General features: G+C 68.9%; 11 protein-coding genes and 1 pseudogene. 9 read left to right on the forward strand and 3 right to left on the reverse strand.

Annotated features, from left to right (window positions below; translation table 11 throughout):
- Positions 1 to 3: 3 nt before the first annotated feature.
- Positions 4 to 1,119: an HD domain-containing phosphohydrolase gene (locus FL344_RS26135; protein WP_141588742.1), complete on the reverse strand. Its 1,116-nt coding sequence runs from the start codon at positions 1,117 to 1,119 to the stop codon at positions 4 to 6.
- Between the two features lie 237 nt (positions 1,120 to 1,356).
- Between FL344_RS26135 and FL344_RS26140 the strand changes: the two genes are divergently transcribed.
- The 4 genes from FL344_RS26140 to FL344_RS26155 all read left to right on the forward strand — a co-directional run bounded on the left by FL344_RS26140 (position 1,357) and on the right by FL344_RS26155 (position 5,506).
- Complete coding sequence (locus FL344_RS26140; protein WP_141588743.1) at positions 1,357 to 2,358, forward strand: dihydrodipicolinate reductase; 1,002 nt, start codon at positions 1,357 to 1,359, stop codon at positions 2,356 to 2,358.
- 14 nt (positions 2,359 to 2,372) lie between these two features.
- A complete protein-coding gene (locus tag FL344_RS26145; RefSeq protein ID WP_002636736.1) occupies positions 2,373 to 2,822 on the forward strand; it encodes a MaoC family dehydratase N-terminal domain-containing protein in 450 nt (149 codons plus the stop codon).
- Positions 2,822 to 3,493 carry a MaoC family dehydratase gene (locus tag FL344_RS26150; RefSeq protein ID WP_141620432.1) on the forward strand — a complete coding sequence of 224 codons (672 nt, stop codon included), beginning with the start codon at positions 2,822 to 2,824 and terminating at the stop codon, positions 3,491 to 3,493. The genes FL344_RS26145 and FL344_RS26150 overlap by 1 nt, the downstream gene beginning before the upstream one ends.
- A gap of 168 nt (positions 3,494 to 3,661) precedes the next feature.
- A complete protein-coding gene (locus FL344_RS26155) occupies positions 3,662 to 5,506 on the forward strand; it encodes an acyl-CoA dehydrogenase (RefSeq protein WP_090494308.1) in 1,845 nt (614 codons plus the stop codon).
- Between the two features lie 98 nt (positions 5,507 to 5,604).
- On the opposite strand, the gene FL344_RS26160 is transcribed toward FL344_RS26155, so the two are convergent.
- Both FL344_RS26160 and FL344_RS26165 read right to left on the reverse strand, forming a co-directional pair.
- The gene (locus tag FL344_RS26160; RefSeq protein ID WP_011554662.1) at positions 5,605 to 6,057 is read right to left on the reverse strand and encodes a biopolymer transporter ExbD; all 453 of its coding nucleotides are present in this window, start codon (positions 6,055 to 6,057) and stop codon (positions 5,605 to 5,607) included.
- Between the two features lie 18 nt (positions 6,058 to 6,075).
- Positions 6,076 to 6,798: a MotA/TolQ/ExbB proton channel family protein gene (locus FL344_RS26165; protein WP_141588745.1), complete on the reverse strand. Its 723-nt coding sequence runs from the start codon at positions 6,796 to 6,798 to the stop codon at positions 6,076 to 6,078.
- Positions 6,799 to 6,841: 43 nt separating this feature from the next.
- On the opposite strand from FL344_RS26165, the gene FL344_RS26170 reads away from it, so the two are divergent.
- The 5 genes and pseudogenes from FL344_RS26170 to FL344_RS26190 all read left to right on the forward strand — a co-directional run.
- Positions 6,842 to 7,678: a DUF4292 domain-containing protein gene (locus FL344_RS26170; RefSeq protein ID WP_140864272.1), complete on the forward strand. Its 837-nt coding sequence runs from the start codon at positions 6,842 to 6,844 to the stop codon at positions 7,676 to 7,678.
- A 61-nt stretch (positions 7,679 to 7,739) separates the two neighbouring features.
- Positions 7,740 to 8,495 (forward strand): general secretion pathway protein GspE, encoded by a 756-nt coding sequence (locus tag FL344_RS26175; protein ID WP_141588746.1) that lies wholly within the window; start codon positions 7,740 to 7,742, stop codon positions 8,493 to 8,495.
- Positions 8,496 to 8,501: 6 nt separating this feature from the next.
- Complete coding sequence (locus FL344_RS26180) at positions 8,502 to 9,518, forward strand: general secretion pathway protein GspE (RefSeq protein WP_141620433.1); 1,017 nt, start codon at positions 8,502 to 8,504, stop codon at positions 9,516 to 9,518.
- A complete protein-coding gene (locus FL344_RS26185; protein ID WP_141620434.1) occupies positions 9,515 to 10,534 on the forward strand; it encodes an ABC transporter ATP-binding protein in 1,020 nt (339 codons plus the stop codon). Before FL344_RS26180 ends, FL344_RS26185 begins: the two co-directional genes overlap by 4 nt.
- Positions 10,531 to 10,672: pseudogene (locus FL344_RS26190) on the forward strand (peptide ABC transporter substrate-binding protein); the annotation flags it as partial. The gene FL344_RS26185 and the pseudogene FL344_RS26190, both read left to right, overlap by 4 nt.

Here is a 10,672-nt window from a genome sequence, read left to right on the forward strand (position 1 = left end):
GACTCAGGCGCCGCTGGCACGGGCCAGGGGCGCGGGAGGACCGAGCGGGTCGCTGTTCCAGCGCTCGTTCTCCGCTGCTTCCAAGGCCTCGACTTCCTGGCGGATGCGCTGCCACTCCGTCTCCGGAATGCCGAGGAAGGCCTCCGCCAGCGCCGGGTCGAACTGGGTGCCCGCGCAGCGGCGGATTTCATCCCGCGCCACGCTCATGGGCCGGCCCTTGCGGTAGGGCCGGTCGGACGTAATCGCATCCACCGTGTCCGCGAGGCAGAAGATGCGCGCGCCCAGGACGATGTCCTCGCCCGCCAGGTTCTGCGGGTAGCCCTTGCCGTCCCAGCGCTCCTGGTGCTGGAGCACGATGAGCGCGGCTTCGTGCAGGTAAGGCATCTTCGCCAGCATCCGGTAGCCGAACTCCGGGTGCTTGCGCATCTCCACCCATTCCTCCGGCGTGAGCGGACCGGGCTTGAGCAGGATGGAGTCGCGCACGCCAATCTTCCCGATGTCGTGCAGCAGCGCGCCTTGCTCCACCACGTCCAGCGCTCCGCCCGTCATCCCCACCTCCTGGGCCAGCCGGCGGGAGTAGAGCGACACGCGGCGCGAGTGCCACTGCGTCTCCGTATCGCGGTAGTCCAGGGCGCTGATGAGCCCGTCGAGCAGCCCCGCGGTTCGCTCCACCACCCGCCGCTCCAGGTCGCGGTTGATGGCCACCAGCTCCGCGTTCTTCTCCGCGACCTCGCGCGACAGCCGCTCGTTGGCGTCCACCAGGCGGTAGTGCGCGAAGGCCTGCCGGACGCTGCTCGTCAGGTCGCTGAGTGACCAGGGCTTGCCCAGCAGCCGGAAGACCTCGCCGCGGTTGACTGCTTCGGAGGCGGTGCGGAAGTCCGCTGCCGCCGTCAGCATCAGCCGCACCGCCTTGGGGTTCTTCTCCCGAAGGGCGCCGAGCAGTTCGATGCCGTTGAGGTACGGCATCATGAAGTCCGTCAGCACGACCTGGAAGCCGACCTCCCGGGCGGCCACCGCCGGGTCGCTGTGGGTGACGACGTCGTACCCCTCTGCCTGGAGGATGCGTGACAGGGCGGCCAGGATGAGGACGTCGTCGTCCACGACGAGGATGCGATCCATGCCCGAGGTGCCTCCAGGACAGCGTGCTTGTACAGCTTTATACACGCCGCTACGCGCCCCCAAAAGACCCCCCAGGCCGGTGATGGGCTTCTAAGCCATGGAAATCCTTGGAGGTTCTGCCATTCAGGAAGAGAGGCAGAACCACGTCACGCTTGCCTGGTCGCCAAGGTGTGATTTATGGTGCGCTGCAACGCTGGACTGTATCGCTAACCCCTTGGAATCGTGGAGCAATCTCCGATGGCAAAAGCCCCGGAAGGGCCCGTGCCGGTGGTGGTGATGGGGCTGGGGTTCATCGGTCAGGAAATTGCCCGGGCTGCGATGTCTTCACCTGAGGTGGAGCTCATCGGGGCCGTGGACGTGCAATCCGGCCTGGTGGGCCGCCCCTTGGGTGATGTCCTGGGAGGTCCCGCCCCTCGTGTGAAGGTCTCCGCCTCGCTGGCGCAGGCCGTGGGCAAGCGCAAGGGCGTGGTGGTGCTGCATGCCACCGGCTCGCGGCTGCCCAAGGTGTTCGACCAGGTGATGGAGGCGGTGAAGCTGGGACTGCCCGTGGCCAGCACCTGTGAGGAGCTGGCCTTCCCGTACCTGAAGTACCCGGAGCTGGCGGACGAACTGGACCAGGCGGCGCAGAAGGCGGGCGTTGCCGTGGTGGGGACCGGCGTCAATCCGGGCTTCGTGCTGGATCGGCTGGTGGCGGTTGCCGGACAGGTGTGCGGTCCGGTCCGTCGTGCCACCGTCACCCGCGTGGTGGATGCGCGGACGCGCCGCCCGGCCTTGCAGCGGATTGTGGGCGCGGGGCTGACGGAGGAGGAGTTCTTCGAGCTGGTGGACAGTGAGCAACTGGGCCACGTTGGCCTTGTTGAGTCCGCGGCGCTCGCGGCCCTCGGCCTGGGGCTGGATTGCGACGACTTCGAAGAAGAAGTAGCCCCCGTGTTCGCCGAGGAGGACATCTCCGGCGGCGCGTTTCCCGTCAGGAAGGGAAGGGTGGCTGGCATGTTCCAGTCCGTGGTGGGGTTGGAGGACGGACAGGAGCGGGTGCGGCTGGAGTTGACCCTCGCGGTGGGGGCGGATGACCCCAAGGACCGTATCGAAATCGACGCTGACCCGAAGCTGGTGTTGGAAATCCCGGGGGGAGTGGCGGGCGACCGGGCCACCGCGAATGCGCTGGTGAATGCCGCGCCACGCTTGACGGCCGCCGAAGCTGGGCTCCTCACGGTGCTCGAGCTTCCGGCCGGACGCTAGAGTCAGGAGAGGAAATGCTGGACAAGAACGCGATCGGTCGCGCCTCGCCGCCGACGCTGAACGAGGTCGAAAAGGGCGCCATCCGTCGTTTCGCGGAGGCCATCGGGGACTACAACCCCATCTACTACGATGAGGAGTACGCCCGGGCGTCGGGCTACCCCACCATCATCGCGCCCCCCACGTTCCCCGCGTCTTTCCACTCGGCGGCGGACCTGCGGGAGCTGCTGGGCGTGGGCATCAAGAGCCTGCTCCACGCGGAGCAGGGCTTCGACTACGAGCGGCCCATCTTCGCCGGGGACCGCATCTACGTCTCCACGCGCGTCTCCGACGTCTTCGAGCGGCCGGGCATGTCCGGGAAGATGGACATCGCGGTCATCGAGGACGAAGGCCGTGACGAGGAAGGCAACCTCGTGTTCCGCGCCCGCCGGACGCTGGTGGTCCGCGCCGCCAAGGAGACCCCGTGATGCCCGCGCGCAAGTTGTACTTCGAAGCCATCCGCGTCGGGGACGAACTGCCCGCGTTGGCCAAGGCGCCCGTCGACCGCGTCCAGCTGTCGCGCTACGCCGGGGCGTCCGGAGACTTCAACCCGGTCCACGTGGACGAGCTCTACGCCAAGAGCGTGGGCATGCCGAGCGTCTACGCGCCCGGCATGCTCGTCATGGGCATGCTCGGCCAGCTCATCAGTGACTGGGCCCGGGGCGGGCAGATGCGGCGCTACAACGTGCGCTTCATCAAGATGGTGTGGCCGGGTGACACCGTCGTCTGCAAGGGCCGCGTGAGCGACCGGCACGGCTCCGGGGGCCGCTACTTCGTCGAAATCGACCTCTGGGCGGAGAACCAGAAGGGCGAACTGCTGATGAAGGGCTCCTCGCAGATCCAGCTCTTCTATTCGCTGGAGGACGAGAACCGGCAGCGCTCCGGCCAGTCCCCCATCGTGGTGGAGGTGCCTCGGGAGAGCCTGAGCAGCGCCAACGCCGCCGCGCCCGCCTCCTCCACCAGCGCCTCCGCTTCCAGCGAGGAGGGCGACGAGGCGGACGAGCGCCGCGAGGGTGTCACCTCCAAGAAGACGGTTCCCAGGGAAAAGCCGGCGGCCAAGACAGCCACGCTTCCCTCCGCCAAGAAGGCGAAGAAGTAGGCAGGCGCACCGCGTCTCGAGGGGCGGTTCTGACCGCCCCTCAACGCGAGGTGTCATTCGGGGTTGACTCAAAAATCAGTCGCCGCCACACTTCCTGCGTCTCAACGCGCCGCTGACCTCATCCTTTTTCACTGAGGGCGGGCAGCGAGCCGTCACGCAGGAGTGGCCATGTCCGCCGGGATCAACACCTACAAGACCGACCTTCGAGAGATCTTCTTCACGCTGTTCGAGCAGTTCGGCTTCGGCCAGGTGGCCGGCCAGGCGCCGTTCGATGCCTGGGGTCCGGACGAAGCGAAGGCGGTGCTGTCGGAGACGTATCGCTTCGCGCGCGAGGTGCTCGGGCCCCTCAACTCGGTGGGTGACCGGGAGGGCTGCCGGGTGGAGAACGGCGCCGTCTTCACGCCGACGGGCTTCAAGGACGCGTGGAAGAAGCTCTACGAGCAGGGCTTCAAGACGGTGGGCGTGAGCCCGGAGCACGGCGGCCAGGGCTCGCCGATGATGCTCCAGGTGACGGTGGAGGAGCTGCTGTCGGGCGCCAACTCGGCGTTCAACATGTACCCCGGCCTGGCCTTCGGCGCGGCGGAAGTTGTCGCGGAGTGCGGCACGCCCGCGCAGCAGAAACAGTTCGTGGAGCGCATGCTCAACGGCACGTGGGGCGGCACCATGTGCCTCACCGAGCCGCACGCCGGCTCGGACGTGGGCGCGGCCAAGTCGACGGCCCGCCGCAACGGCGACGGCACCTACAACATCCGCGGGACGAAGATTTTCATCTCCGGCGGCGACCACGACATGGCGGAGAACATCATCCACCTCGTGCTCGCGCGCATCGACGGTGCGTCGCCGGGCACCAAGGGCCTGTCGCTGTTCATCGTCCCCAAGCTGCGCATCAACGCGGACGGCAGCTCGGGCCAGCCCAACGACGTGGGCGTGGGCTCCATCGAGCACAAGATGGGCATCAACGGCTCGGCCACCTGTGTCATCAACTTTGGTGAGAACGACAACTGTGTCGGCGAGCTCGTGGGCACCGTCGAGCACGTCGGCATGAGCCAGATGTTCAAGATGATGAACGGCGCGCGCATCGCCGTGGGCATCCAGGGCATCGGCCTGGCGTCCGCCGCGTACTACAACGCGCTGGACTACGCGAAGGACCGCAAGCAGGGCTCCCACTTCACCAAGTGGAAGGACCCCACCGCGCCCCGCGCCGCCATCATCGAGCACCCGGACGTCCGCCGCATGCTGCTGGACATCAAGGCGCACGTGGAGGGCATCCGCTCGCTGATCATCAAGCTGGCCATGCACCTGGACAAGGCGCGCCAGCTGGCCGGCAAGGACGACGACGCGGCCACCTACCACAAGGGCCAGGTGGAGCTGCTCACCCCGCTGGTGAAGGCCTACAGCTCCGAGCAGGCGTTCCGCCTGTGCGCGCAGGCCATCCAGATCTACGGCGGCGCCGGCTACATCCAGGACTACCCGGTGGAGCAGTACACCCGCGACTCGAAGATCTTCTCCATCTACGAGGGCACCACCCACATCCAGGCCATGGACCTGGTGGGCCGGAAGATGGGCCAGGCGGGCGGCATGCACTTCCAGCAGTTCATGGGCGACGTGGGCTCCTTCATCGAGGCCCACCGCGAGCACGCCGTCTACGGCGAGGCCGTGAAGTCCCTGGCCGCGGCGCAGGAGGCCCTGATGGCCAGCGCCATGGTGGTGTTCGGCTGGTCGCAGGACGGCAGCAAGTTCCCGCTGATTCCGCTGTCCGCCAACCGCTTCCTCAACATGATGTCCGAGGTCGCCGTGGGCTGGCTGCTGCTGGACGCGGCGCTCATCGCGGAGAAGGCGAAGGCCTCCGTGTCCGCGGACCACCCGGACCACGCCTTCTACGAGGGCAAGAAGTACAGCGCCCTCTGGTACGCGCGGAACGTGCTGCCCAACGTGGAGCAGGCGGCGAAGATGCTCACCATGGAGGACACCTCGCCCATGGACATCTCGGACGCCGCCTTCGCGTCCGTCTGAGTCCGCGCCCCGCTGAAATGCGGGGCGCCTGAAGCATCAAAGGCCACCCGGGCGCGCTGCCCTGGGTGGCCTTGGTGTTTCCAGCGGGAAGGTGTTGCCTATTCGCCTTCGCGCACGCCGATGGCCAGCTGCGCGAGCCCGGCCTTCTTGGCCAGCTCCATCACCTGCACCACGGTGCCGTGGGGCACGCCCTCGTCGGCCTGGACGATGACCACCGTCTCTTCGTCCTTCTGCCTGGCGTCATCGAAGGCCTGCTGCAGCTCGTCCTGGGAGACGACGTTGCCGGCCAGCATGAAGCGCCCGTCCGCGAGCACCGCCACCGACAGGTCCGTGGTGCGTGCGGTGACGTCCGCGGCGCCGCCCTTGGGCAGGTTCACCTTGAGGCCGGCCTTGGCGCCGCCGCCCGGCCCCTGCTGCACGATGACGGAGCTGGTCACCATGAAGATGATGAGCAGCACCAGGAAGATGTCGGTGAGCGGGGTGATGTTGATTTCAGCGAAGACGCCATCCTCGGAGCCGTCGTCGCTGCCCGGAGTCTTTCCCATGCCCATGGTGCGTTCTCCTCCGGCCTAGGCGGGCTGGGCGTCCGTGCGCGTGGCGGGGGCGGCCTGCGGTTCGGGAGGCATGGGCTCGGACGGCGGCAGGCCGGCGGCCCGCTCCTTGAGCAGCTCGACGAACTCATCGCCAATCAGGCGCAGCTCCACCAGCACGCGGGACAGGCGGGCCTGGAAGTAGTTGTAGAAGACCATCGCCTGCACGGCGACCAGGATGCCCACCGCGGTGGCGACCAGGGCCTCGGAGATACCCGTCATCACCGCCACGCTGCCGCCCGTGCCGCCCGCTTCCACGTCCAGGCCCAGGTCCTTGAAGGAGCGCATGATGCCGGCCACGGTGCCGAAGAGGCCCACGAAGGGCGTAATCGAGCCGATGGTGGCCAGGATCCACAGGTAGCGGCGCAGCTTGAGGGCCACCTGGGCGCGCTCGCGCTCCACCGCGGCCTCGATGCCAGCGCCCCCGGCGGTGCGGCTGCGCTCCATCCGGTCGAACCCGGCCAGGAAGATGTCGGCGGCCACCGCGTCGGAGCGCTCGGCGGCGGTGCGGGCCGCGGCGACGTCCCCGCGCAGCAGGTGTTTGTTCACTGTCTCACCCAAGGCGCGTGAACGCTCGCCCACGCCCCAGAGCGCGATGATGCGCTCGACGGCGACAATCAGCGCCGCGACCGAGGCGAAGATGAGCATGGCGAGGGTGACGCCACCCAGGCGGAGGTAATGGAGGATGTCGTTCAGGCTCATTGGTGGGTGACCGGGCAGGGCGGCTTGGCCCAGACTAGGACATATGAACCGCGCAGCCGTCGCAATCTTCCTGGTAGTGCTCTGTTCTGGCTGTCCCAAGCGAATCGAGTTCGGCCCTGAAGGCGAGCTCACGGATGCGGACACCGTCTATCAGCGCGTCGTGAAGAACCAGGAGAACGTCGTCACGCTGGAGGGGGACGCGAAGCTGCGCGCCGAACTGCCCGACCAGAGCGGCACGCTGAGCATGTTCATCGCCGTCACCCGGCCGGCCATGTTGCACCTGGAGACGTTCGACTTCTTCAACAGGCCGCTCGCCTCCCTGGTGTCCGACGGACAGCGCTTCGGGCTGTATCAGGCGGATACGAACACCTGGTACCAGGGCCCCGCCAGCCCCGCCAACGTGTCCCGCTTCCTGCCGGTCATGCTGCCGGGCGAGGAGCTGGTGCCCATCATGCTCGGGCAGGTGCCGCTCATCCCCCCGGAGCGGATGACGCTGGAGCTGGACCGCAAGAAGGGCGTCTACGTGCTGACGCTCCACCGGGGCCCGGCGACGCAGGTGCTCGACGTCCACACCAAGTACCTGCGCATCATGAAGAGTCAGGTGCGGGGCATCCCGGGGTACGACCTGGGCTTCGAGGATTTCCTGGAGCAGGGCGGGCTCATCTTCCCGGGCCGGGTGTCGCTGGAGGCGAAGCAGGCGAAGACGAAGCTCCAGGTCCGCTACCAGCAGATCAAACTCAACGCGCGACCGGACCTCACACTCTACGAGTTGGTCCCCCCCGAGGGAGCCCGGGTGGTGGAGGTGGATGAGGCCGGCCGGGAGCTGCCCGCCGGGGCGCCCGCCTCCGGGTCGTCCGCGCCCCTGGCACCGGGTTCCTGACCGAGCAGGCGCGGAAGAAGGGGCGCACGCTGCCGAGACAGTCTAGAGTGCGCGCCACGACATGGCACAGATCAAGCTTGGCGAATTGCTGATCAAGGCGAACGTGCTTCAGGAGAGCCAGCTGAAGGCCGCGCTCGCCGAACAGGCGAAGTGGGGCGGCAAGCTGGGCGAAATCCTGGTCAGGATGAGCCTCGTCTCCGAGGACATCCTGGTGCGCGCCCTGTCCAAGCAACTGGGAATGCCGGCGGTGAACCTGGATGCGGTGCAGATGGTGCAGCCGCACGTGAAGGCGAAGATTCCGGCCCAGACGGCGCGGGACTTCTCCGTGCTGCCGCTGCAGGTGCGGGATGACGGCAAGTCGCTGGTGGTGGCGATGTCGGATCCGCTCAACGTGCGCATGCTGGACGAACTGCGCGCCATCACCAAGTGCCGCATCATCCCCAACGTGGCGGGCCGGACCTCCATTGCCCGGGCCTTCGCGCGCATCTACGAGCAGAACCACGAGCTGGAGGACGCCGACACCAACTTCAAGGTGGTGGACGCCCAGGGCCGCACGGTGGTGAAGAACCTCAAGGACCTGGACCCGGCGGCCGTGGCGACCTCGCCGCGCGCCGGTCCGGCCTCGGCCCGTCCCGCCCCTGCGCCCGAGGCTCCCGCCGCCCGTCCCGCGGCGGCCTCCGGCAGCCCGGCGGAGCTGCTTCGCAGCGTGGAAGAAGTGCAGCGCAAGGAAGTCGCCGCCCTCAAGGCGATGGTCGAGTTGCTCATCGAGAAGGGCGTGTTCAGCCGCGAGGAGTACCTCGCGAAGGTCAAGCGGTAGTCCCCCATGCGCAAGAAGATTGGTGAGCTGCTCGTCGAGGCCGGCGTCGTGACGGAGGAGCAGGTCCGCGCGGCATTGGGACGTCGGGGCGCCTTCGGCAGTCAGCGCCTGGGTGAGGTGCTGGTGGCGCAGGGGCTGTGCACGCCCACCCACATCGCACAGGCCCTGTCCGCCCAGCACGCGCTTCCCTTCGTGGAGCTGCCGGAGGAGATTCCGGCGAACGTCGTGAGTCTGGTGTCCTTGGACTTCCAGTCCGAGCACCGCATCGTGCCGTTCCGGAAGGAAGTGGAAGGCCGCAGCGAGCGCATCCTCGTCGCGGTGGATGACCCGGCGGACGTGACGCTCGTGGACGAGCTGCGCTTCCAGCTCCGCAAGCAGATGCGCGTCTTCGTGGCGGCTTCGGACGACCTGGACGCCGCGCTGGCGCGGGCCCGGGGCGAGCCGCTGGACATCGTGGAAGCCGTGGCCCTGGAGGACGAGGACGGTGCGCCGCCTCCGCCCGTGGCCGCTGGCGCGCCGCTCGAATGGGATTTCCCGGAGGCTCCGAAGCCCGTGCCCAAGTCCGTACCGCCGTCTCCGCCCCCCGCTGCGCGTCCCCCCTCGCTCCGAGGCTCGGCTTCGCCCCCGCCGCCGCCGCCGGAAGCCACCGACGGCGACGCCGGCGCGGACGCGCTGGATGACCTGCTGGGCCGGAAGGCCTCGCCCCCGGTGCGGCCCCCGCCGCCTCCGCCTCCCGACGCGGAGGGAGACGGAGCGGAGGGCCGGCCGCGCGTGCCGGTGGTGATGTTCGGAGGGGCGGCGCAGGGCTCGCGTCCGTCGGTGCCGCTCACGCCCACGCCTCAGTTCTCCGACGAGGACCTGGCCATCCTGGACGACATCGAGCGCATCTCCCGCGGCGAGGATGCCTCGCTGGACACGGAGAAGGTGAAGCCGGCCCGCATGGTGGCCAGCCTCATTCGCCTGCTCATCCGCAAGGGCGTCATCCAGGAAGGGGAGTTCCTGGAGGAGCTGGCCCAGAAGTGACCGCCGCCGTGACGCCCGTGGGCCAGGAGCTGTTGCTCGACGTCCGAGGGCTGACCACGGAGCTGGCGCTGGAGGCAGGGCCGGTGCGCGCGGTGGACGACGTGTCCTTCGCGCTGCCCCCCAGTGGAACGCTGGGCGTGGTGGGGGAGAGCGGGTGTGGCAAGAGCCTCACGGCGCTGTCCCTGCTGCGGCTGGCGCCGGAGCCGCCGGTGCGCGTGGTGGGCGGAGAGGTTCGCTTCCAGGGCCGGGACTTGCTGACGCTGCCGGAGGCCGAGCTGCGCCGGGTGCGCGGCCGTCACGCGGCGATGCTCTTCCAGGAGCCGATGACGTCGCTCAACCCGGTGTTCACCGTGGGCGAGCAGATTGCCGAGGGCGTCCGGCTGCACCTGGGCGCTTCGCGCGCGCAGGCCCGGGACAAGGCCGTGGAGATGCTGCGGCAGGTGGGCATCCCCGCGCCGGCCGAGCGCGTGGACGCGTATCCACACCAGCTCTCCGGAGGCATGCGGCAGCGGGTGATGATGGCGATGGCGCTGGCGTGTGACCCGGCCTTGCTCATCGCGGACGAGCCCACCACCGCGCTGGACGTCACCATCCAGGCGCAGATTCTGGACCTGCTCGCGCGGCTTCAGGCCGAGCGGGGCATGGCGGTGCTGCTGATTACGCACGACCTGGGCGTGGTGGCGGAGAGCTGCGACGCGGTGGTGGTGATGTACGCGGGCCGGGTGGTGGAGCGCGCCCCGGTGCGAGCGCTGTTTTCCCAGCCCGCGCACCCGTACACCGCGGGCCTGCTGCGCTCGATTCCGTCCAGGCGTGACGTGGGCGGCGCTCGAACTTCCCGGGCGCGGCTGCGGGCCATTCCCGGAAGGGTGCCACCGTTGCGGCAGTTGCCTGCCGGCTGTGCGTTCCGGGAGCGCTGTGAGCGCGCGCTGGACGTCTGTGCGCACGTGAAGCCCGCGCTGACCTCGCCGCGAGAAGGGCAGTGGGCGGCCTGTCACAACCCGGTGCCCGCGCCATGAACTCCACGCCGCTGCTCCAGGTCCGCGACCTCCAGGTGCACTTCCCGGTGCGAGGCGGCGCGCTCGGCCGGGTGCGTGGCGTGGTGAAGGCCGTGGATGGCGTGGGGTTCGACGTCAGGCGCGGGGAGACGCTGGGGG

Source organism: Myxococcus sp. AB036A (genome assembly GCF_006547355.1).
Lineage (GTDB): Bacteria > Myxococcota > Myxococcia > Myxococcales > Myxococcaceae > Myxococcus > Myxococcus virescens.

Excerpts from the sequence above, each read along its gene's own strand:
- FL344_RS26135 (WP_141588742.1), bottom strand. The coding sequence starts at position 1,119 with ATGGATCGCATCCTCGTCGTGGACGACGACGTCCTCATCCTGGCCGCC.
- FL344_RS26140 (WP_141588743.1), top strand. The coding sequence starts at position 1,357 with ATGGCAAAAGCCCCGGAAGGGCCCGTGCCGGTGGTGGTGATGGGGCTG.
- FL344_RS26145 (WP_002636736.1), top strand. The coding sequence starts at position 2,373 with ATGCTGGACAAGAACGCGATCGGTCGCGCCTCGCCGCCGACGCTGAAC.
- FL344_RS26150 (WP_141620432.1), top strand. The coding sequence starts at position 2,822 with ATGCCCGCGCGCAAGTTGTACTTCGAAGCCATCCGCGTCGGGGACGAA.
- FL344_RS26155 (WP_090494308.1), top strand. The coding sequence starts at position 3,662 with ATGTCCGCCGGGATCAACACCTACAAGACCGACCTTCGAGAGATCTTC.
- FL344_RS26160 (WP_011554662.1), bottom strand. The coding sequence starts at position 6,057 with ATGGGCATGGGAAAGACTCCGGGCAGCGACGACGGCTCCGAGGATGGC.
- FL344_RS26165 (WP_141588745.1), bottom strand. The coding sequence starts at position 6,798 with ATGAGCCTGAACGACATCCTCCATTACCTCCGCCTGGGTGGCGTCACC.
- FL344_RS26170 (WP_140864272.1), top strand. The coding sequence starts at position 6,842 with ATGAACCGCGCAGCCGTCGCAATCTTCCTGGTAGTGCTCTGTTCTGGC.
- FL344_RS26175 (WP_141588746.1), top strand. The coding sequence starts at position 7,740 with ATGGCACAGATCAAGCTTGGCGAATTGCTGATCAAGGCGAACGTGCTT.
- FL344_RS26180 (WP_141620433.1), top strand. The coding sequence starts at position 8,502 with ATGCGCAAGAAGATTGGTGAGCTGCTCGTCGAGGCCGGCGTCGTGACG.